This is a genomic window from Richelia sinica FACHB-800 (assembly GCF_014698825.1).
Lineage (GTDB): Bacteria > Cyanobacteriota > Cyanobacteriia > Cyanobacteriales > Nostocaceae > FACHB-800.
Genome location: NZ_JACJTT010000002.1, coordinates 245,966 through 268,588 on the forward strand (window position 1 = coordinate 245,966; position 22,623 = coordinate 268,588).

13 protein-coding genes are annotated in these 22,623 nt (G+C 39.0%); 7 read left to right on the forward strand and 6 right to left on the reverse strand.

The window, feature by feature from the left end:
• The first annotated feature begins 319 nt into the window (after positions 1-319).
• Positions 320-2,701: a phosphoketolase family protein gene (locus H6G73_RS02920; protein WP_190601445.1), complete on the forward strand. Its 2,382-nt coding sequence runs from the start codon at positions 320-322 to the stop codon at positions 2,699-2,701.
• 240 nt (positions 2,702-2,941) lie between these two features.
• On the opposite strand, the gene H6G73_RS02925 is transcribed toward H6G73_RS02920, so the two are convergent.
• A complete protein-coding gene (locus tag H6G73_RS02925; RefSeq protein WP_190601446.1) occupies positions 2,942-4,003 on the reverse strand; it encodes an anthranilate phosphoribosyltransferase family protein in 1,062 nt (353 codons plus the stop codon).
• Positions 4,004-4,551: 548 nt separating this feature from the next.
• Here H6G73_RS02925 and H6G73_RS02930 point away from each other — a divergent pair.
• A complete protein-coding gene (locus H6G73_RS02930; RefSeq protein ID WP_190601447.1) occupies positions 4,552-6,864 on the forward strand; it encodes an ATP-binding protein in 2,313 nt (770 codons plus the stop codon).
• A gap of 16 nt (positions 6,865-6,880) precedes the next feature.
• On the opposite strand, the gene pirA is transcribed toward H6G73_RS02930, so the two are convergent.
• A complete protein-coding gene (gene pirA / locus H6G73_RS02935) occupies positions 6,881-7,135 on the reverse strand; it encodes an arginine synthesis PII-interacting regulator PirA (protein WP_190601574.1) in 255 nt (84 codons plus the stop codon).
• Positions 7,136-7,981: 846 nt separating this feature from the next.
• Between pirA and H6G73_RS02940 the strand changes: the two genes are divergently transcribed.
• Positions 7,982-9,193 (forward strand): hybrid sensor histidine kinase/response regulator, encoded by a 1,212-nt coding sequence (locus H6G73_RS02940; protein WP_190601448.1) that lies wholly within the window; start codon positions 7,982-7,984, stop codon positions 9,191-9,193.
• Between the two features lie 6 nt (positions 9,194-9,199).
• On the forward strand, positions 9,200-11,602 hold the full coding sequence (locus tag H6G73_RS02945; protein WP_190601449.1) for a 7TM diverse intracellular signaling domain-containing protein: 2,403 nt from the start codon (positions 9,200-9,202) through the stop codon (positions 11,600-11,602).
• A 493-nt stretch (positions 11,603-12,095) separates the two neighbouring features.
• Here H6G73_RS02945 and H6G73_RS02950 read toward each other — a convergent pair whose 3' ends face one another.
• The gene (locus tag H6G73_RS02950; RefSeq protein WP_190601450.1) at positions 12,096-12,929 is read right to left on the reverse strand and encodes a metallophosphoesterase; all 834 of its coding nucleotides are present in this window, start codon (positions 12,927-12,929) and stop codon (positions 12,096-12,098) included.
• Positions 12,930-13,019: 90 nt separating this feature from the next.
• A complete protein-coding gene (locus H6G73_RS02955) occupies positions 13,020-13,850 on the reverse strand; it encodes a metallophosphoesterase (RefSeq protein ID WP_190601451.1) in 831 nt (276 codons plus the stop codon).
• A gap of 756 nt (positions 13,851-14,606) precedes the next feature.
• Between H6G73_RS02955 and H6G73_RS02960 the strand changes: the two genes are divergently transcribed.
• Both H6G73_RS02960 and H6G73_RS02965 read left to right on the forward strand, forming a co-directional pair.
• Positions 14,607-16,844, forward strand: coding sequence for a GumC family protein (locus tag H6G73_RS02960; RefSeq protein ID WP_313946854.1), 2,238 nt, complete (start codon positions 14,607-14,609; stop codon positions 16,842-16,844).
• A 131-nt stretch (positions 16,845-16,975) separates the two neighbouring features.
• Positions 16,976-18,121 carry a SpoIID/LytB domain-containing protein gene (locus tag H6G73_RS02965; protein WP_190601452.1) on the forward strand — a complete coding sequence of 382 codons (1,146 nt, stop codon included), beginning with the start codon at positions 16,976-16,978 and terminating at the stop codon, positions 18,119-18,121.
• A 40-nt stretch (positions 18,122-18,161) separates the two neighbouring features.
• On the opposite strand, the gene H6G73_RS02970 is transcribed toward H6G73_RS02965, so the two are convergent.
• Positions 18,162-19,433 carry a hypothetical protein gene (locus H6G73_RS02970; RefSeq protein ID WP_190601453.1) on the reverse strand — a complete coding sequence of 424 codons (1,272 nt, stop codon included), beginning with the start codon at positions 19,431-19,433 and terminating at the stop codon, positions 18,162-18,164.
• A gap of 260 nt (positions 19,434-19,693) precedes the next feature.
• Between H6G73_RS02970 and H6G73_RS02975 the strand changes: the two genes are divergently transcribed.
• A complete protein-coding gene (locus tag H6G73_RS02975) occupies positions 19,694-20,173 on the forward strand; it encodes a hypothetical protein (RefSeq protein ID WP_190601454.1) in 480 nt (159 codons plus the stop codon).
• A 156-nt stretch (positions 20,174-20,329) separates the two neighbouring features.
• On the opposite strand, the gene H6G73_RS02980 is transcribed toward H6G73_RS02975, so the two are convergent.
• Positions 20,330-22,534, reverse strand: a complete 2,205-nt coding sequence (locus H6G73_RS02980; RefSeq protein ID WP_190601455.1) for a GumC family protein — start codon at positions 22,532-22,534, stop codon at positions 20,330-20,332.
• Between the last annotated feature and the right edge of the window lie 89 nt (positions 22,535-22,623).

A 22,623-nucleotide genomic window follows, 5' to 3' on the forward strand; every position in this document is an offset into this window, starting at 1 on the left:
CTGAACTTCTGAACTTCTGAACTCCTCAATCCCTAAATATTCGCCCAAATAAAAAACGCCTGGGAGTGTTGCCGTGTTTCCACCCCAAGCGCTTTTTAAGTTCAACATTGCTCCTCACACACTAGTTAACCATATCACTGGAATCCTACTGTGGCAACTAGAGATAGTGACACTTTAGTAACTGCGCTATGTCTGAGATAAAGAGAATATTTAACTTAATACCAGAAAAATTTATCACAGGTATGATGACTGTGAGTTTGCAAAAAAACTAAACTGACACTAAACGCACTGGTGCAAATACTTTTAACTGGAGTTAAAAATGACCTTAGCCAGCACTCCACAAACTAAGCCGTTAACAGAAGCAGAATTACAAAAAATTAACGCTTATTGGCGTGCCGCCAATTATCTCTCCGTTGGGCAAATATATCTCCTCGACAACCCCCTGCTGCGAGAACCACTCAAACAAGAGCATGTTAAACCTAGATTGTTGGGACATTGGGGAACTACACCAGGACTGAACTTTATCTATGTCCATCTCAACCGAGTCATTAAAAAATACGATCTCAACACAATTTACATTGCTGGCCCCGGTCATGGCGGCCCCGGACTAGTCGCTAATACTTACTTAGAAGGAACTTACAGCGAATATTATCCCCACATTTCCCAAGATGCAGAGGGAATGAAAAAACTGTTTAAACAATTCTCTTTTCCTGGTGGTATACCCAGCCACGTGGCACCAGAAACCCCTGGTTCTATCCATGAGGGGGGAGAACTAGGTTATGCCCTTGTTCATGCCTATGGTGCCGCCTATGATAACCCAGACTTGATAGTTGCAGCGGTAGTGGGTGATGGAGAAGCGGAAACAGGGGCATTAGCTACTAGCTGGCACTCTAATAAATTCCTTAACCCTGTCAATGATGGGGCAGTTTTACCAATTTTGCATTTAAACGGCTATAAAATTGCCAATCCTACCGTCTTAGCACGATTAAGCCATAGAGAACTGGAAAGCTTATTTATCGGCTATGGCTATAAACCTTACTTTGTGGAAGGTTCAGACCCCACTGAAGTACACCAAAAAATGGCGGCTACTTTAGATACAATCATAGGGGAAATTCAGGGGATTCAAAGAGAAGCGCGGGTACATGGCTTCAAAGAACGACCCCAATGGCCAATGATTATTTTGCGGACTCCTAAAGGTTGGACTGGGCCAAAGGAAGTAGACGGGAAGAAAACAGAAGATTATTGGCGATCGCACCAAGTCCCCTTTGGCGATGTTGCAGGTAAACCAGAACACCTGAAATTGCTAGAAGACTGGATGCGGAGTTACAAACCAGAGGAACTCTTCGACGCTAACGGTAAACTTATTCCTGAATTGGCAGAACTTGCCCCCACAGGACAACGCCGGATGGGCGACAATCCCCACGCCAACGGTGGTGTGTTGCTGCGTGACTTAATCATGCCAGATTTCCAAAATTACGCTGTGGATGTTCCCACACCAGGGAAAGCGATTGCCGAAGCAACGAAAGTCACAGGTAAATTTTTGCGGGATGTGATGAAACAAAATTTGGAGAGTCGCAACTTCCGCATCTTTGGCCCTGATGAAACCGCATCCAACCGCATTGACCCCGTATTAGAAGTCACAGACCGTACTTGGGCTGCTCAAATTCTCCCCGAAGACGACCATTTATCACCCAATGGTCGGGTGATGGAAATTCTCAGCGAAACCAACTGTCAAGGCTGGTTAGAAGGTTATCTACTTACTGGTCGTCATGGTTTCTTCTCTTGCTATGAGGCGTTTATTCATATCATTGATTCCATGTTCAACCAACATGCAAAATGGTTGAAAACCACCAGGCATATTCCTTGGAGAAGACCAATTGCTTCTTTAAATTATCTGCTGACTTCCCATGTGTGGCGACAAGACCATAATGGTTTTTCTCACCAAGACCCTGGTTTTATTGACCATGTAATTAACAAAAAAGCCGAAATTATTCGCGTCTATTTACCACCAGATGCCAACACGTTGCTGTCAGTAACTGACCACTGTTTAAGAAGCCGTCACTATATCAATGTAATTGTGGCTGGAAAACAACCAGCATTACAATATTTAGATATGGATGCAGCCATTAAACACTGCACCAAGGGTTTAGGTATTTGGGAATGGGCTAGCAGTGATTTGGATAGTGAACCAGATGTGGTGATGGCTTGTGCTGGGGATATTCCCACCTTAGAAACCCTAGCAGCAGTAGACATTCTGCGGCAAAATTTCCCTGATTTAAAGGTGAGGGTGGTGAATGTGGTGAATTTGATGAAATTACAGCCACAAAGTGAACATCCTCATGGTTTAAGTAGCAAAGACTTCGATACGATTTTCACTACTGATAAACCCATCATCTTTGCTTTTCATGGCTATCCTTGGTTGATTCATCGTTTAACCTATCGCCATACAAATCATAAAAACTTGCATGTGCGTGGTTATAAGGAAGAGGGAACGACAACTACACCTTTTGATATGGTGGTAATGAATGACCTTGACCGCTTCCATTTGGTGATGGATGTCATCGACCGTGTACCAAAATTAGGTTATAAAGCGGCTTATGTGAAGCAGAAACTGCAAGATAAATTGATTGAACATAAGCAGTACATTACCCAGTACGGTGAAGATATGCCGGAAATTCGGGACTGGAAATGGCCTTATTAATGTAGTATCCCAATTCGCCAAAAGCACAACCAACACATTGATAAAGCCCCTCCCCAACCCTCCCCGCTTGCGGGGAGGGTGCGCGATAGCGCGGGTGGGGTAATCATCTGTTGCCGACATTTTTCGATTTGGTATTAGGCCTCTGGTGAAAATGAATGTAGAGACGTTCCGTCGGAACGTCTCTACAAGGGTTTCAAACCCAGCACATTTAATTACCACCAGATGCCTATTTGCATCAGATTATGCTGATGAATGATTTGCCAAGCAGGATATCAACTGCTGTAATTTCTGCGCGACTGCACCACTCTTGAATAATTCTGTGGCTGTGGTCATACCGGATATCATATCTGCACAAACACCGCTACGCCACAGATAAAATCCTCCATTCCATAGGGCTGTTTGCATCATTTCTCCCGCTTCTCCTGCTACAACAGCTTTGAGGTCTTGGATAACTTGCTGTGGAGAAACTAATGGCACATTTTTAGATGTGATGCCATAGTCACGGGGTGCTAGGTGTAAACGTTCTAGTTGTTGAGGTGTGGTAGGTGAAGATAAACCAATAATAGCTGTGCGATCGCGTGGTAAGTCACAACTACCTTCTAAACCCTTGATAAAAGTGAATTGCTTTATCCCTCGTAAACCCAAGGCTGTATGAAACATAGCTTCTGTGGGAGGATGGACAAACCCAGCCATAACATGAGCATTTCCACCATAGGGACTCCAAATTAACTCCATTGTGGCTAAGGGTGGACGTTTACCTAGTTGGTCTCGGTATTCCCACAGGGTTTGAGTCAGGGGAAAGTGCTTTGGTGTGTAAATAAAACCAATGTCTGTTTGCTCAAATATCTGCTGAATTTGGGGCAGTGAATAACCAGACCAATCAACTCCCAAACCTTGCCATACTTCTATTAAGGGTAAACCATATTTGGTGGGTAGGCGATCGCCTCCGTGCATAATTACGGTTTTTCCCACAGTTGTCAGTAATAATGCGATGATCGGTGTAATGGGAGAAGTACGGACTCTACCATCGTAGGGTACACCTAATACTATGACTGGTTGTTCACTATCTCTGGGTTGTAGTTTTGGTCCCAATTCCTCATAAGCATCCAACATCCCGGCTAATTCTTCCCCGGTAGGACGTTTAATGCGGTGAGCAATTAAAAAAGCACCTATCTGGGCTGGTTTCGCTTCAGCTAACAACATCATTTTTGTAGCTGTAGCAGCTTCCTCACGGGCGAGATTTTCTGTTGTATGGCTACCACTACCTACTTTTTGTAATAGTTGTCGAAATAAATTACTCATAGTTGTAAATTTTTATAAGTGCAAAGGGTTAGGAATATTAATTCGTGATTCATTGACAATAGGCAATTATATGGAAAATTTCTCACTATACAGCCTAAATCAAAAATTTTTACGTTAATTTACCCTTGATTTGTGTGCAGTCTTCAATCATTGATCTCAATTCGCTAAATTATTTGTCAACTAAGGATGAAAATAATCGGTTTTCCCTTATTTTATTGAATTAATTCTGTCTAAATCAGACTGTTAATCATCACCACAATCATTTGTGTTGTTCTTAGCCATTACCTGCAAATGTCAGTGCTTTTGCGTTAATTATAACAGCAATAAATCTTACAGACTCTGCAAATACTATAGACTAGGCTCTGGATGACTTCAGTATTACTACTTAATAGTAATTAACCGCTTACATCAAATCACTGATATTTATGTTGTGTATTATCTCACTTCAAAATTAAATAGATTTCAGGATATAGTGAAGCAAAACAGCGTTGATCAGTAACGATGGTCATAGTTGAAAAGCAAAATGACTAAATATTCTTAAATCAGATATGAGTATTAGAAACAAAATTATTTATGGATATGGTGTAGCTTTAGGCATTGCTCTGGGAGGAAGTATTATTGGTGTAAGTGTTGGTAACTATTACCAGCAAAGAGCTTTACAAGCTAGTCAAATAGCTTCCAACGAACGTAAATTGCTCAGTACATTACAGGTTGAGGTTTTATACAATCGACCAGCAAAGCAACTATCACCATATCTGCAAAATCCCTCTGCTTTCCAGCGTGAAAGTCATAAGTTAATTCATCGGGTCGAAAAAATCAGATTACTTCTGCATCATCATAATAATTCTGGCAAACCAGTCACCTTACCAGGATTACAACCTTTACTAGACCAGTACGAAGTCACTGTCAGTAGATTTGAGCAAAAAGCACGAGATTTTGCCAAACAAGTGCAACCATTGACAACGACAAAAGCGGGAGCAGCACAAGCAGAAAAGCTCGTAGTTGCTATTGTGAAAAGTCCGGAATTTGTCCCCTTTATTGAGTTTCCAGATAAGTTACGCAGCTTTTATGAGCAAGCAGAAAAGCGAGAAGCAGCAGCAGATTTAGCACTTTTACAAGCTGAACAATTACGCACTCAAATTATTTTTATTGGCTTAGGCTTATCAATTGCTATTGCCATTATTTTAGCTATCTACACCAGTCGAGCGATCGCTATTCCTATTCAATCTGTAACGGAGATAGCGCAACGAGTCACCCGCGAGTCTAATTTTCACCTGCAATTGCCAACAAATATTCCAGATGAAACAGGGATATTAGCTAGTTCTTTAAATCAACTGATTCAACGAGTTCAAAAACTACTAGAAGAACAGCAAGAATATACCCAGCAATTAGAAGCAGCTAAGGAATCAGCGGATATAGCCAATCAAGCTAAAAGCGAGTTTCTTGCGAATATGAGTCACGAATTGCGTACACCTCTCAATGGGGTGTTAGGCTATGCTCAAATCCTCACCCGCACACCATTAAGTGAGGAACAGCAGCGAGGAGTAGGGGTAATTTATCAATGCGGTGTTTACCTACTGACTTTAATTAACGACGTTCTCGATTTAGCAAAAATTGAAGCGCGAAAAATGGTACTTAATCCTGCACCTTCCTATTTACCATCTGTATTGCAAGGTGTGGCAGAAGTAGCCAGAGTTAAAGCTGAACAAAAGAATATAAATTTTATTTACCAAGTCCCAGATAACCTGCCCTCAGGAGTAATTTTAGATGAAAAACGGCTCAGACAAATTTTACTGAATCTTTTAAATAATGCCGTCAAGTTTACCGACCAAGGAAAAGTAATTTTGAGGGTAGCAGCTATTGTCCCACAATCAGAATCACCAGCATCTACAGTCGAGCTTCATTTTCATGTTGAAGATACAGGTGTGGGGATGAGCAGCGACCAATTAGAAAAGATATTTTTACCCTTTGAACAAGTAGGAGAAAATAAACGCAAAACTGAAGGAACTGGTTTAGGTTTAGCCATCAGTAAAAGTTTTGTGGAAATGATGAATAGTACCTTAGAAGTTCGCAGTCAGTTGGGGGTTGGCAGTGTCTTTACATTTGCCATTGATTGCCCTCTAGCTGATGATTGGGCTAAATACAATACCATCACTGATTTAGGCAGGATTATTGGCTATTCTGGTCAGCGTCGGCAAATTTTGGTGGTTGATGACCGTTGGGAAAATCGTTCTGTTTTGGTGAGTTTACTGACTCCCTTGGGCTTTAATGTGGTAGAGTCAAAAAATGGTGAAGAAGCTTTACAACAAGCATTATCTCATCCTCCTGATGCGATTATTTCTGACTTGAAAATGCCAGTTATGGATGGCTGGGAAATGTTGAAGAAATTACGTCAATTAGAGGAGTTGAATAACACTATTGTTATTATCTCTTCCGCTAGTGTATTTGATGCTGACCGTCAAAAAAGTTTGGCTGTCGGTGGCAATGATTTCTTACCAAAACCAGTGCAAGCTGAGGAACTTTATCGGATGTTAGCCCAGCATCTTCACATTGATTGGATTTATACAAAATTGGAAGATAATCTTCCTAAATCATCAGAGGAGATTAGCGATACGGAAATGCTAATTCCTCCAGTTAAGGATTTATTAAAGTTAGGAGAATTTGCGATTCAAGGACAAATTAAAGAAATTCAGAGAGAGTTAGAAAAATTAACGGAAATTAGCGATAAATATCATCCTTTCGTTGATAAAATATCGCTAATGATCCGCAGCTATAGAATAGCTCAAGTGCGTGATTTCCTAGAAAAAATTATTAAGGATAAGTCAACAGATACTGCAATTTCTCAGGAAATACAATTCTAGTTGTCTCTTGATATGACTATCTACAAACTTTCTCTTTTTGAGGAAAAAGAGCCTTGATTGGATTGAAAAACTCGAAAAACAAAATTTTAGATTCAGGTGTTCTGAAATTATCTTGATATTGGCTCATCTCCATTTCTAATTGGCGCAATAAATTTTCATCGCCTTTAATTCTCGCTATCTGCAAGCGATGTTCTAAGCTTTTTTGCATATTTTCTTGATGTTTTTTTGCAGCTTGGTTAGCAGCTTGAGTTCTATTATTATGTGTTTTCATATTTGATGACAATTTTTCTGAATGAAGTCTGAAGGGAGAAGAAACAAAGGTAAGAGATGAAAATAATAGTAGATGGCAAAGTCAGGTTCTTTGGTACTTTTTATGGAGAACCCAGTTCAAAAGCCTTGCCCTGTAAGGGTTTGGTGGTAATCAAGCCTCAATTACCATAAAATCTACGCAAGAACCCAAAGTAAGAAAGTAACAAAATCAAAACTCAACCATTAAGGGGGTTTGAATTTCTAAATGATGACTTTCAAGTTCTACTTTTTAATCTCAATTAGACAATTTGAATCAAGGGAATACTGTTTAATTTATAACTAAAATTATATGAAAAATATATTGTTATAACTACGGTATTTTTAAATATATTTTTCAGTAAGAACTCTTAGATATAATCGATGAAAAAATCCGTAATAACCAAGATAAATATATTGAGGCTGGCGAGAGTTACACAAAGGAAAACAATAAATAAAATTTATAGTGACATTTAAGTAAAAAATATCATTTCTTGGTTAGAATAAAATGAGGACAACAATGATTGATTCAAGAGTTTTTAAATTGCTCAGTAGACTTATCCTTAATATAAATAGCATGAGACAATAAAAAGCCGGAATAAAAATTATGTGTAGAGAATATGACAAGTCCTCTGGCAAGAATTGAATTGCATCTTCATGAAGCTAAACGTCTCAAAAAAATGCACACCTTGAAAAATCAATGTAAGCATTTGCCCTTTGCGAATGAGTCCAATTGAATATTGGCAATCACTAGGAATGATCAGGTAAATAGCTGATGTAAATTAATGGGTAAAATAATATAGAAAATATACTAGATCATAAGGAAAAAATTTTGTACACCTTACCTAACTGTGCCACAATTCTAGTAGTTGATGATAATCCTACTAATTTAGAAATTATTGATCATGCCTTGAGTAGTGCAGGCTACAATCTGCGATTTGAGGTTGAAGGTTGCCATGTGATGAAACAAGTCCATATCAATCTTCCTGATTTAATTCTATTAGATATTATGCTGCCGGATATCAATGGGTTTGAAGTTTGCCGTCAATTGAAGGCAGATCCATTAACTCATTCAATTCCCGTAATTTTTATGACTGCTCTATCCGATACAGTCGATAAAATTAAAGGCTTAAGTTTAGGTGCAGTAGACTATATTACGAAGCCATTTCAAGCAGAAGAATTATTAGCGCGTGTCCGTACCCATTTGCAGTTACGGCAGTTAAGTAAAGCTTTAGAGTTACAAAATCAACAACTCATACAACTAACAGAAGAGTTAGAACATCGAGTTGCCGAAAGAACAGCAGAATTAAGAAAAGCTTTGGAGAAAGAAAAAGAATTAAGTGAATTAAAATCACGTTTTATTACCATGGCATCCCATGAGTTTCGTACTCCTTTAGCCATTATTTCCTCATCATCCAGTATTTTACAAAAATTTAGCGATCGCCTGACTGAGGAGGCAAAACAGGAACACTTAACCACCATCCAAAAAACCATCAAGCATATAACCCAACTACTTGATGATGTGTTGATGATTAACCGTGCAGAAGCTCAAAAGATAGAATTTAAGCCAGAATCACTAGATATCATCGACTTCTGTCGTAGTCTTAACGCAGAAATAGCTACTACTGCCACCAAACATACCATAGATTTTTACTGCGATTTGGATGGTCAAAAATCTGATGGTACTTTTATGGTTCAGTGCGATCAGAAGCTACTACGGCAAATTCTCACCAATATCCTCACTAATGCCATCAAATATTCTCCTCATCAGAATTTAGTGACCTTTAGCTTGACCAAAGACAATCAACAACTCATTTTTACAATTAGCGATAGCGGTATTGGTATTGCCGAATCAGAAAAAAGTAACTTATTTGAAGCTTTTCAGAGAGGGTCTAATGTCGGTAATATTTCCGGCACAGGATTGGGGTTGTCCATTGTGAAAAAATGTGTTGATTTACACCAAGGGAAAATTACACTTCATAGTCAAGTTGGAGAAGGCACTACAGTCAAGGTCATTATTCCCTATATTGAAATTGCTAGATAAATAAAAATGTATAAAATTTTGCAACCCTCTAAATATGTTCCCATGCTGTCATGGCTGTTAGCATTGCTGATAGGGGTGTTGTTGCTCTTGGGGATGCGATCGCTCCCATCATCTCAGATATCCTTACCAGTTAACCATCACGACCCATTAGCAGCAACAAATACCGTAATTCTCCATGACCAACAGGGAAAATATCCACTAGGGAAAAATTTAGAAATTTTTGTAGATCCCACCCAACAATTAACCATTACCGATGTCACTCAACCCCAGCAAAAATTTACCCCCAGTTATGTTGATGTGCCGAATATGGGCTTTTCTCAGTCTGCTTATTGGGCTAGGGTAACTTTACGCAATCACAGCGATATTACCTCACAATGGTATCTGCAAGGTGCACCTAGTAATGTGGATCAAGTCGAGTTATATATTCCCCAAGGTAATAGCTGGATTAAAAAGCAAATTGGCCGCAAACTGCCTTTTTCTCAACGAGAAATCAAAGACCGTAATCTAGTTTTTTTCCTACCAATAGGATTGGGAGAAGAAAAGACGATTTACCTGCGCTTTATTAGTCAGGGTACAGTAGCAATGAAAGTCATTGCTTGGCAACCTGCTACGTACTATAACAATAATTTCACATCACAATTTTTGCTAGGTGGTTTTTATGGAATCTTACTAACTCTTGCCTTCATCAACTTGCTATTAGTGTTGTTATTAGATGATGTTAGTTATCGATATTATGTGTTTTCTTTAATTGGTATGACTGCCAACTCTTTTATCAGAGATGGTTTTGCTTTGCAGTACCTGTGGCCAGATTCTCCCCAATTGAATTTTACTGCTGTAATCCTATTTATTGGTATTGCCCTAGCCAGTTCTGCCAGCTTTTTTATCACTTTTTTACAAGTGCGTCGTTATAGTCATCAACTCTACAGATTGATGAATTGGGTACGGTGGGTTTGTGTGGGATTTATGTTGATTGCTTGGTCTTTACCCTTTCAACCCAGCATTATATTAGCTCAATACCTAGCAATTATTCTCTGCTTTTTGATGAGTTATGCTTGTTTATATACCTGGCATAAGGGATTTATTCCAGCCCGATTTGCACTATTGGGATGGAGTTGTCTATTTGGAGGTACAAGTATTTGGTGTTTTAAATCCTTTGGTTGGTTACCTGCCAATGTATTGACTGAAGAGTTACAACGATTTGGAGTCATCGGTTTAGTATTCTTTATAGCAGTAGCCTTAGGTGATCATGTTAATTTAATTAAAAAAGAAAGCAAAAAAATAGAATCAGAACAACAAAAATTAGCCCTGATAGTTGAAAATAGTTCTGAATTTATTAGTATTACACAGTTAAATGGGCAGTCAGTTTTTATCAATGATGCTGGCAAGAAAATTATTGGTTTAAAAGCAGAAAATAATTTTCAAAATATCAATATTTTGGATTATCTTTATCCAGATGATCGCTATTTATTTCAGTCAGATATTTTGACAACTGTGCAAACAAAAGGACGTTGGGAGGGAGAATTAAGACTGTGTGATGGGAATAGTGGTGCAGCAATTTACACTATCAGTTCTTTTTTCTTAATCAAGGATCAGCAAACAGGGAAACCAAAGGCTTTAGCATTGGTCAGTCGTGATATCTCTAAACTCAAACAAGCTGAACATAATATACTGCAAGCTCTAGAAGCCGAAAAGGCTGTGAGTCAAATGCGATCGCGTTTTATTACCATGGCCTCCCACGAAATTCGCACTCCTCTAGCCATTATCTCCTCATCTACAGGGATTTTAGAAAATTTTAGCGATCGCCTCACTCCAGAGAAAAAACAAGGACATCTAAATACTATTCAAGACACTATCAAGCGGATGACCCAACTGCTAGATGATGTATTGATGATTAACCGGGTGGAAGCTCAAAATATAGAATTTCAGCCAGAATCATTAGATATTATCGCCTTTTGCCGTAGCCTCAGCACCGAAGTAGCAACAACCACCCATACAATTGATTTTTCCTGTGATGTAGATAGTCAAATGTCCGATGGTTCTTTGATAGTGCAGTGTGACGAGACCTTACTGCGGCAAATTCTCACCCATATCCTCAATAATGCCATCAAATACTCTCCCCATCACCAGATAGTGCAATTGAATTTGACCACAGAAAATCAGCAACTCATTTTTACAATTAGCGATCGCGGCATCGGTATTCCTCCAGCAGAACAAGGTAATATATATGACGCTTTTCATCGAGGTTCTAATGTCGGTAATATTTCCGGCACAGGTTTAGGGTTGTCCATCGTCAAAAAATACCTAGAGTTACATCATGGGGAAATTAACTTGGATAGTTACTTAGGAAAAGGGACAACGGTTACAGTCAGGATTCCCTATGTGAAGCTTGAATTACCCAAGCACAATTAATTGCACAAATTGCACGTAGTCTCTGCATTCCTCACCTATCACCTATATATGAAGAAATATTACTAAGTTATTGCAAAGAATTAACGATAATCAAGTTTGTTAAAAATACTGTACGCCACCAAAAACTCATGGTAGATTAAGAACAAGGTACAGAAAGATTAACGGTTCGAGAGAAAAATTTCAAATTAGAGTTTGTACCTCCTGCTCTAGTTTATTGGGCAATCGACGTTAGGTTGTGGCTTCCTGTAAATGTGTTTTTGCCTTTATTGTATTGAGTTGTCATTGGAGGTCTTTGAACGCACAGCCAGAAATGCCTGCCTAGTTGGAAGAAAGGATACACAGTCCTAAAGAGTTGGTTGCACGAATTGTCCACCTTAGTCGATGTAGTTACTACTTCGTTTCTCCCAGTTTTATTGAATTATTACTTTCTAAAGAAACCACTGTAGGTTGTTGATGATTAACGGTCACAACTGGCAGTGGTTTCAACTTGTGACTAATCATTGATTAAAGTAATGAGGGTCACTTCTGGGGGACAAAATAAGCGTCCTGGAAAATAAGTACCTAAACCGCGATTTACATATAGTTGATTTTGTGAAATTTGGTGAAAACCTTGGGCCCATTCCCAATGCTGGACTACTTTTGAGCAGTCTTCTAACAAAAATGGTAAATAACGCCTTGGTCGTTTAGGAAGATGTTTCAATAGCTTTTTATAGTAAAAGATGGCAGGGCCATGTCCAGGAATGACAATATGTCCACCATGGGTATGACCTGACAGTTGCAAATCTACACGCCATTTTTGTAAGACTTTAGCTGTATCTGGATTGTGGGATAGAACAATCCGCGGTTGACTAGGGTGCAGTTGATTCATCACCGATGCAGGGTGGAATTCCCGCGACCAATAGTCCGCAAGACCAACCAATGGCAATTTTTCTCCCCAAGGATAGGCTATTTCATTCCAAAGCACATGGATACCAATACTGGTGAGAGCTTTGGTTACTTCTGTTTTGGAATGGTTGTAGTAGATGTCATGGTTACCTAGTACCGCGTAAATGCCATGAATGCTTTGTAGGTGTTTAAGTCGTAGCACCAGTTCATGAATGGGTTCGGGGTTGTCGGTGACGTAATCTCCAGTCAAGACAATTAAATCTGGTTCCAGGTCGTTGGTAGTAGCGATCGCTTCTGCTAAGAGTGATTCTGATAATCGTAAACCATCATAGTGAAAATCAGACAGTTGCACTAGCTTTCTGCCCTGTAAATCAGCAGGTAAATCTGCTATTTTAACCGTTAATTTATCTACTTTTAAACTTCCCGTAAACAAGCGGTGCATAAGTCTACAGACGCTCCAGATACTAGCGTTTATAGCTTATCAAATTAGCTTCTCAAGTTACAAAAAATTAGGTATGGTTTGGTACTCAGGCTATTGATGATCGAGGGTAATTATAGTTAGTTCTGGGGGACAAAATAAGCGTCCTGGGGGATAAGTTCCCAACCCTCGATTGACATATAACTGATTATTACCAACGTGATGTAAGCCTTGTAACCATTCACAGTGACGGACTCCAGAGTAATTTCTTTGTAAAAAAGGCAGATAACGCTTAATTTTATAGGGTATTTTCTGAATTATTTTGCGGTAGTAGGTTAATGCTGGACCAAATCCAGGAATAGCAATTTGGCCACCATGGGTATGACCAGATAATTGCAAATCCACCCGCCATTTTGTTAATAATGATGCTGTATCAGGATTATGAGATAATACAATCCGGGGAACATCAGCATCAAGTTGATTCATGACTGTTTCTGGTTGGAAATCTGATGAATAAAAGTCCGCAAGTCCCACAATTGGTAATTCTGTTCCCAGTGGATAAATAATTTGATTCCACAGCACATTAATTCCCGCTTGTTGTAAAGCTTGAGTAATATCTGGTCGGGAATTTTTGTAGTATGTATCATGATTGCCGAGCACAGCACAAACACCATAACGACTATAAAGATGTTGGAGATGTGCGGCTAATTTATGAACTGGTTGGGTTGCATCAGTTACATAGTCACCAGTTAACAGCACTAAGTCTGGTTGTACTTGATTGCTGAGTGCGATCGCTTGAGTCAACATTTTGTCTGATAAACACAACCCATCGTAGTGAAAATCAGACATTTGCACCAGAATTTTACCTTGTAATGATTTAGGTAGGTCTGCAATCTTTACCGTCAATTTCTCTACAGTCAACGGCCCAGATAATAACCAGTGCATATTTTTCCAAGTTGAGGTAATAGGGAACAAATTTTACGTATTGTTAAGGATTTATCTCTAAGCAAAAACTTGATTTACGGCAGCTACATTTTTACTTTCTCCCTTGTTTGTGATCAAAATATCAGTTATATCATTTTTGAATAAATCACTTGTCTTTAGAGATTTGTAATTTATTTATCCATCTCAATATAGTTATTGTTAAATTTGCTATCTATAGTATATTGCTATTTCCCTAGTATGGCATTGCCATAAATACCCATTTTTTCGGAAATTCAAGAAGTTACATAGATAATTTAGCAGGTCTAAATCTGGTTACCATTTGAGATTTTTGGTATAAAATATCAAAAATTTGACAACCGTCTCAATAATACATTACCTGTGTTTTTACTAATAATTGTTAGTTAATAAAAGATACTAATAAGCTCATGTTTATGGGAAATTCTCGATAAATTCAACAAAAATTCCCAGAAAATTTATTATCGTCATGCTGATTATCCATATATTTGAAAGAAATCATTAGGGAAGAGTCATGTTTAAATAAACTGACTAACTTCTGGCATGTCGGTAAATAACATTTGATATTGTCCAAGACTGGCAATAGCAGCTTTTAAACATTTATCTGTTGCCATTTGTTTCTAACTTGGTCTAGGAATAATTATCACCGATTCACCAAGGAACATTAGGCATAAATGATACAAAAAATGTTCTCAAAATCAGATGACAAATATATTCTTTAGCAATTAGAGGAGTTTGACAGTGGCTAAACCTGGGATGAGTCGAAAACCAATAGTTACTCCCTCTAAACCAAACAGGGTAGATATTCAGCAAATATTAACTATTCTGCATCGTCGTCGCTGGTTGATTTTTGGTTTTTCTTGTGTAGTCATATCTGCTACTAGCCTGTTGGCTGTAATGGCTAAACCACTCTACCAAAGCACTATGCAAATTTTGGTAACTTATAATTCTGATGATGGTTTAGCAACAAATAAAAACCAGATCAATTCTCAACCAAAAGGTACTAAAGCAATTATTCCGGCTGTAGATTATACTACGCAAATGAAGTTAATGCTCAGTACCAAATTAGTCCAGAAGGCAGTAGATTTGCTGCAAATTGATTATCCTAGTTTGACCTTGGAAGAGATGAGAGGTAAAAATGCACCGGGACAAACTGGGGCTTTAGAAGTAGCTATTGTTGAAGGTAAATCTCAACAGCATCCATCTCTGAGTCAAGTCTTTACAGTTTCCTTTAAAGGACGTGACCCTTTAAAAACTAAAAGAGTGCTACAAGCATTACAAAAAGTTTATCAAGATTACAATCTTGAACAGAAAAAACAACGATTAGACCAAGGATTGGCATTTGTCAACAGTCGTGTTCCCAAAGTTAGAAAAGATTTATTAACAGCAGAACAAAAACTAGCGCAATTTCGCAAGACAAACAATTTTATTGATCCAGGTTTACAAAGCAAAATATTACTCGAATCACTGGCAAATATTCAAAAGCAAATACAAACTAATCGGACTGAGTTACAAGATCAGCAGGTGCGTTACGATGGTTTAGTTCAAAAATTAGCAACTCAACAAAGAAATGCACAACCATCACCTAATATAAATCAGTCTAGTCAATATCAGGCTTTGTTGAACGAAATTAGAAAAAATGACAAGGAGTTAACAGAAGCACGTATTCTCTATACAGATAATTATCCCACTGTTGTCAAACTCAAACAACAAAGACAAGTTTTAGAAGCTCTACTTCAACAAGCTGAACAAACTGCAAAAATTAATAATTCTCAGAACAAAGTAGCAGAAATTGACCCCAATTTAGTTAATGAAATCAATCAACTGCAAACCAGTTTAGCTACACTCAAAAATAAAGAAAATAGTTTAGCTCAAGCTGAACAGCGAATTCGCTCACAATTAACTAATTATCCTAATTTAATTGCTGATTATAATCGGTTGCGTTCAGATGTAGATACTCAACGTAAAACCTTTAATCAATTATTACAACTACAACAATCTTTAGGCATGAAGATTGCTCAAGGTGGTTTTGATTGGCAAGTGGTGGAAGAGCCAGGATTAGGTATTTACATGGGTAATCGTCAATGGTTAATTATTTTAGCGGGTGTGCTAATTGGCCCGATTTTGGGTATGGTTGCATCTGTGATTTGGGAACTTTTCAACCAAAAAATTCTATCACCACAGGATTTACAAAATCTCACCCATTTGCCTTTACTGGGTTCAGTCCCAAAGTTAGACCAATCTTCTGGAGGACTGAAAAATAAAATTCAGCAGTTGATGGGACAAAAACCCAAAAGTTTGCCCCCAGCTAATCCAGACGCTAATATCCAGTTGCCTAGCCATGAAAGCCTGGATATGATTTACCAAAATATCCAAATCTTTAAAAATCCTTTGACCTTGAAGTCCTTAATGTTGACTTCTGCATTACCAGGAGAGGGTAAAACAACTTTGGCTCTAGGATTGGGTTTTAGTGCGGCACACATGCACCAAAAGGTATTGCTAATTGATGCCAATTTGCGATCGCCTAGTTTACACAAAACCCTAGAATTATCCAATGATTGGGGTTTATCTTTGCTGCTGGTGGATGATATCAACACCCAAGTTAAAAATTACATCCAGCCAATTCACCCTTCCATTGATATTTTAACTGCTGGCCCCATCCCAGAAGATGCTGTCAATCTCCTCAGTTCTCGAAGAATGCAGGAACTAATCGTTTCCTTTGAGAAAATGTACGATGTGGTGCTGATTGATGCTCCAGCTATTCTCAATACAGTGGATGCGAGAATCTTAGCTTCCCTGTGCGATGGGATTGTGATGATTGGTAGAATTGGTCATTTAAATCCCAACCAACTGCTAGAAGCAACGGCTGTGCTGAGTAAGTTGAATTTAATCGGCATGATTGCCAATGATGTAGTCGATGCTGGTAAGTTTTGGTCAATTTTAGAAACCAATTCCACAGATACAGCCATTATTCGCTAATGCACCACCAATCCACTCACTAAATTTCCGCCAAGAGCCAAAGCAAATTGCATAATGAATAGAGGTGGCAACCTCCAGCTGTGGGGCAATGTCTCAGTTGTGTTGTAGAAGCTCGTATTTTAACCATCAGCATGAAATTACAACTGTATTTAGGCTCTTTATTTTCTCGAATCAAAGGAAAACATTGGTGGATAGCGGTTCTATTTTGGTTTGTTTTGGTTGCCCCTGCTCAAGCATCTGTGATTTTGCGTGTAGCTATTGAGAGGGGAGTCAATCAAGTTAAAGTGGGTGCTTCGACTACAGCAGTAGTTAAAGATAGTTCCGGCAAGACTTTAGGACAATTACCAGGGATGAGTGCCTTTGCAGCCCAAGCCGTACCTGGAGGAGTAGCTTTAGATCGTTGGCAATCTGGTTTATTTTGGATTGAACCCACAGGTAAGGGATTTGTTTATATAGGCGATCGCTGGTTTCGCGGTAGAGTCTTACTAGTGCCTACAGATAAAGGTATTACTGCTGTTAACTGGGTAGATTTAGAAGAATATCTCTATAGCGTCATTGGTGGAGAAATGAATTCTAGCTGGCCCCAAGAAGCCCTCAAAGCCCAAGCGATCGCGGCCCGTACCTATGCCCTCTATAAGCGAGAACAACAACGCAACAATCCTGTTTTCGATTTAGGAGATAGTCCCGACCGCTGGCAGATTTACAAAGGTGTCAGCAGCGAATCAGCCAACACTTACGCCGCAGTTGATGCCACAGCAGGTAAAGTCCTCACCTACAACAACCAAATTATCCTCTCCGTTTTTCATGCTTGTTCTGGTGGACACACCGAAAACGTAGAAGATGTGTGGGGCAATCGCTTACCATATTTGCGGGCAGTTGCCGACTTTGACCAAGACATCAAGGAATGTAATTGGGTCAAAACCTTTTCTCCCGCAGAACTCAGCGCCAGAATTACTGGTGTAGGTAATATCAAAGATATGATTCCTCAATCGCTTTCACCTTTCCGCAGCGTGAAAGTCTTGAAAATTGTTGGTGATAAAGGTACTAAAACCCTAGAAGGTGAAGAAGTACGTACAGCCCTGAGGCTGAAAAGCACCCGATTTAGCATTAGTAAAGCAGGTGATGGTAGTTTCATTCTCCAAGGACTAGGTTTTGGCCATGGCTTAGGTATGAGTCAATGGGGAGCCTATAACTTAGCTCGACGGGGAGCCAACCACCTGCAAATTTTGGGTTATTACTATCAAGGTGTCGCCTTAACACCAATTCAAGCTAAGTAGGCAATTTGGTGATGGTTAATTGCTCAACTTTTACCATCACCTATAAATCATCACCTGCATCTAACATATTGTGACCATTTATCCGGTCAAATTCTTGTGTCAATAAATCGGTTTCTGTCGAATAAACAGAATCATCTTTTCCAATCAATTTTTCACCAGCAAATTCACGAGCAAAGCTAATTTTATTTTGTAAACATCCATTATCACTATTTAATAATCTTGCTCTTTCCTGCCGTTGAGTATTACGCTCTTTAATTTTTTGATTACGCCACTGAATCCAGAAATAGCGTCCTAAAGGTATGGCTAAAAACCCGATACCATAGGCTAATAACAGTCCATAAATCCCTTGCACAAAAGCTACCAGTCCACCCAATTGAGCAGCAGCCGTACCATCTCTCAGCAAACTCCCCAGGACTAAAGCACCAACACAATTGACAACTCCTAAACCAGCACTTAAGAGAATTTGCCCCGAAGTCGCAGCACTAAATCGCCAAGAAAATTCATGTAAATATTCTGGTACTGATAGGAATTTCTGTTTACTAGCACGTACCTGTAATTCAGGAAAGTAATAGATAATTTGACCTTCAGAACTAACTTGGGGTTGCCCATTGAAACGAATCAATACAGGCAGCATATAATCTTCATACTCCTGTTGATATCTTTCCCCTAAGTTATCTAAATATGGTGCAATTTGTTCAGCAATCACAGCACCTTGATGATTACTAATGACTCCTGCTATTTCTTGCCAACGTCTTTCTTCTAAATTAGCATTGGGATTACCATCCCCAAATAAAAATGAAAATACTGCCTCGAAAAAATTCAGTTCATTTTTCTCAGCTTTTGAACGGGTGCGTTCTTGATAGTCAGGACTAAAAAACCAAAATAAATCAGGAAAGTAGAAAAAATTTATCCCGCCAAAACCACTACTTCTATCATCATCATCGCGATTGGAATTCGCCGCAGTAATAATGATAAAAATGCTAACGGTAATGAGCAAAATTGAGAGTATTAAAAAAATCCCAAAGGAAATGCGAATCAAGTAAAACAACACTCGCCAAATTTTTTGCCACCATTCTTGCCAGCGCAGTTGTAAATATTTGTTACGCAAGATAGTACGAAAATCTTTGGGAAATTGGTAGACAATATCACCAGAAGTGGCTACCTGTAAATGTCCCCCAGCATCAGATGCTAAAGCCAATAATCCCTGACTGGCCTCAGCCACATTCAACCCCGCTTGAGTAGCGACATCACCCACAGTGACCCGATACCCCAGTTTTTCCACAGCTTGCATGATGGCAGAATTGGGAGCCATTGCTCTTTCTCCTGTGTCCTTCACTTTACATTTATTCAAGTATAAAGTGCTAATTCATGATTGGGCATTGGGATATCTATCGCCAAGATAGGAAGTAAACATCTACTCTCCCCATTACCCTACGCTGCACCCAAAAATAGACCAAGCTGGAAATGCTATAATCAATGCCTGACTTGGTTAACCTGCAAGTAAGCATTTAGCTTTTCAGTTTCCCAATTACCGACAATTTTTAATTCTTAAATCTTAATTTAAAGTTGGCTATGGTTCAGTATACTCTTGCTCAAAGTCCAGAAATTATACTCACTGTTCCTGGTAAAGATTCAGCGAAAGCTCGTGATAAAGCGATGGATCAATTAATGGAACTGATGGAAGCAGGTAAGTTACCTACGGAATTAGAAGAAGGATTTGGCCCACAACAACTAATTGAAGTGAAAGAGCCAGTTGCTGACCCGAACAGTGGAGAGGATGCAATCACTCAAGCTGTGCAAGTTTTAAGCAATTTAGCCACATTAAAGCTCAAAGTCCAGGAGTCACGGACTGAAGCCTTGGAAATTCGTAAGGCTGTAGATGTACTTTTCTCTGATCAATCAGTATCAGAAGAAGAAATTACTCGTTTGAAGGAAGGTTTTAAAGTTCTTAAAAATTTTGCCCAAGCTAATTTACGCTATCAGGAAGCAAGAGCTAAAGCTGAACAAGCTCGACAAGTTTTAGATCAAGCACTCAAATCTCCTGAGAAGTAATGTAATTGGCTCATCATCTTGGTGATGGGAGGTGAGAACCGATAAATTTTGTAGAGATATTTCCGGGGAAAGTTTCTACAACTACTTCTGTAATTTAGTGATTCGTGGTGCGTTGCCCTAGACGACAACACACCCTAAATCAACCTTTATCAACTTCTAACGTCCTGTTAATTTCCTCCAAGGAGAAGAGAGAATAGAGGTTTGAGAAGTATGATTTGTTGTATCTTCTGCGGCTAATTCTACCTGCATACTTTGTTTGTAATACTGTTGATAGTAGTTATAGGAAGCAGGTAAGGCTTCTTTTGATTTGTTGGCAATCATGCCTAACATGGGGGTTCCAGATATCTGGATTTCTTCTAGAGTTTGACGCAACTCTGTTCGTTTTAGCTGACCCAACCCAGCCACCATGACGATACCGTTGGTGTTTGCTGCTAAAAGATAGGCATCCGCAAAGCCTAACAAGGGTGGTGTGTCATAGATTACTAAATCAAAGGTTTTTTCCAGAATAGCCATTAAATCCTGCATTTTACGGGAAGCTAGCAAGCGCACGGAATCTGGAGGAATGGGGCCTGCTGTCATCACAAACAAGTTTTCTTCGTAGGGCGATCGCTCGATCACATGATTCCAGTCTAAATCCTGGGAAATGACATCTGTCAACCCTTGAATATTCATCAAGCCTACTTGTCGATGTAAACTAGGAACTCTCAAATTCGCATCTACTAATAACACTCTTTGTCCCATAGCCGCAGCAGCTTGTGCTAGTTGAATAGCCACAGTAGATTTACCATCACCTTGTCCCGGTGAACTAATAACTAAAGAGCGAATAGACGTATCCGAACCTAATAACATAATGTTCGTATACAAAGAGCGAAAAACATCAAAGAAGGAATTATGTTTCCCTGTTTCTACCCTTTGTTTCCCTTCTGCTTGCTGCAATTCTTTACTTAAGGGCACTATGCCTAATAGTGGCACTCTGGTGGCATCTTTTAATTCTTTAGATGTGTAGAAAATATTGCTGAGTTTATCCACAATTAGTGCGGCACCACTACCTAACAATAAACCTAAAACTCCTCCCACCAATAAGTTTCTAATTGCACCACTAGAAACTGCTTCCGGTTCATTGACCAAGGCTAATTTAGGATCGAGTAATAGCCAAGGTTGCTGTTTTTGGGATTTTTCAATTTGTAGAGCCTGCTGTTTGGCTGTAAATTGGCTGAGAGCATCAGTGGCAATTTGTAGCTCTCGTTGGACATTATTATAATTTCGGCTAGTATTGGCTAAATTTCTAACTTCTTGATTTAAACCTTGAATTTTATTCTCTAAAGATTGGTCACGGGCTGATAAATCTCGAATGCGACTTTGAAAGTCTTTTTGCACTCGTACTACTTCTTGAGATAATAACGGAAGTAAATTAGCTTTCTTTTGTTTTAATGTGATCAACATCGGATTACCTTCAGTCATAATTGCTGACTGTTTGGTAATTTCCACATCGGCTTGCTGGATTTGATCTAATATCTTTTGATAACGAGTATTTTCACTCAAAACAGAATTAGCTGCTCTCTCTCCTGAACTTTGCGCTAATTCCCTTTGTAAATCCTGATATTTAGAAACCATTTGCTCTAGCTGGACTCGGTTATCCAGTTGTTCTTGTCGCAATGAAGCAATTTGTGTAGATAACTGTTGAGCTTTTTGGTCTGGGTCAATTAAATTATTATCAGCCCTTAAATCTCGTAATTTATTTTGCCAAAACTTAACTCTGGCTTCGAGGGGTTGTCGCTGCTGATTAACAAACTTAATCGCTTGCTCTACATCAGATTGAATTTCCGCCAAACTATAATTTAAATAAGCTTGTGATAGTAACTGAGAAACTTCTTTAACTTGCTGTTGGTTTGGATGGATATATTGAACTTCTAAAATATTGTTTTGTTGGATTTGAATATTTAAGTTTTTAATGATTTCCTTATAGGACAGGTCAGGATATTTAGATTGTAATTTTTCCACCACAGGATTTAAAACTCTCGGACTTTGTAAAACCGTGACCGTTGTTTCCATCTCCTTGGTTGATTCGGGTGGTGATATACCTTCCTGTGAATTAATAGCTTGGGGAATATTGGCTATGACCTTACCTTCACCAGTAATTGGCTTGGTTAAAATCTGAAAAGAGCCTTGGTAAATTGGCGGTTCTGTTTGTGCCTTGACAACAGCTACCGATGCTACAGTTGCAGTGACTCCAGCAATTAGCAGCATTCGCCGACGTAAAGCTGCACCAACTTGAGCTAAATTCAATTCATCCTCATCGACATTTAACTGGGGGGAGTTATTTGCTGAAAATGAGTGAGGATATTTTTTTGGCTTTTGCATGGCATCTATTAATCAAGCTTGATGTTATTTAGTAGTCGTGCTGTTTATACCAGAATCTCTCTGATGATTTATTGCTGCCGTTGCTTTGA

Coding starts and splice junctions, on each gene's coding strand:
- H6G73_RS02920 (WP_190601445.1), top strand. CDS start 320: ATGACCTTAGCCAGCACTCCACAAACTAAGCCGTTAACAGAAGCAGAA.
- H6G73_RS02925 (WP_190601446.1), bottom strand. CDS start 4,003: ATGAGTAATTTATTTCGACAACTATTACAAAAAGTAGGTAGTGGTAGC.
- H6G73_RS02930 (WP_190601447.1), top strand. CDS start 4,552: ATGAGTATTAGAAACAAAATTATTTATGGATATGGTGTAGCTTTAGGC.
- pirA (WP_190601574.1), bottom strand. CDS start 7,135: ATGAAAACACATAATAATAGAACTCAAGCTGCTAACCAAGCTGCAAAA.
- H6G73_RS02945 (WP_190601449.1), top strand. CDS start 9,200: ATGTATAAAATTTTGCAACCCTCTAAATATGTTCCCATGCTGTCATGG.
- H6G73_RS02950 (WP_190601450.1), bottom strand. CDS start 12,929: ATGCACCGCTTGTTTACGGGAAGTTTAAAAGTAGATAAATTAACGGTT.
- H6G73_RS02955 (WP_190601451.1), bottom strand. CDS start 13,850: ATGCACTGGTTATTATCTGGGCCGTTGACTGTAGAGAAATTGACGGTA.
- H6G73_RS02965 (WP_190601452.1), top strand. CDS start 16,976: ATGAAATTACAACTGTATTTAGGCTCTTTATTTTCTCGAATCAAAGGA.
- H6G73_RS02970 (WP_190601453.1), bottom strand. CDS start 19,433: ATGGCTCCCAATTCTGCCATCATGCAAGCTGTGGAAAAACTGGGGTAT.
- H6G73_RS02975 (WP_190601454.1), top strand. CDS start 19,694: ATGGTTCAGTATACTCTTGCTCAAAGTCCAGAAATTATACTCACTGTT.
- H6G73_RS02980 (WP_190601455.1), bottom strand. CDS start 22,534: ATGCAAAAGCCAAAAAAATATCCTCACTCATTTTCAGCAAATAACTCC.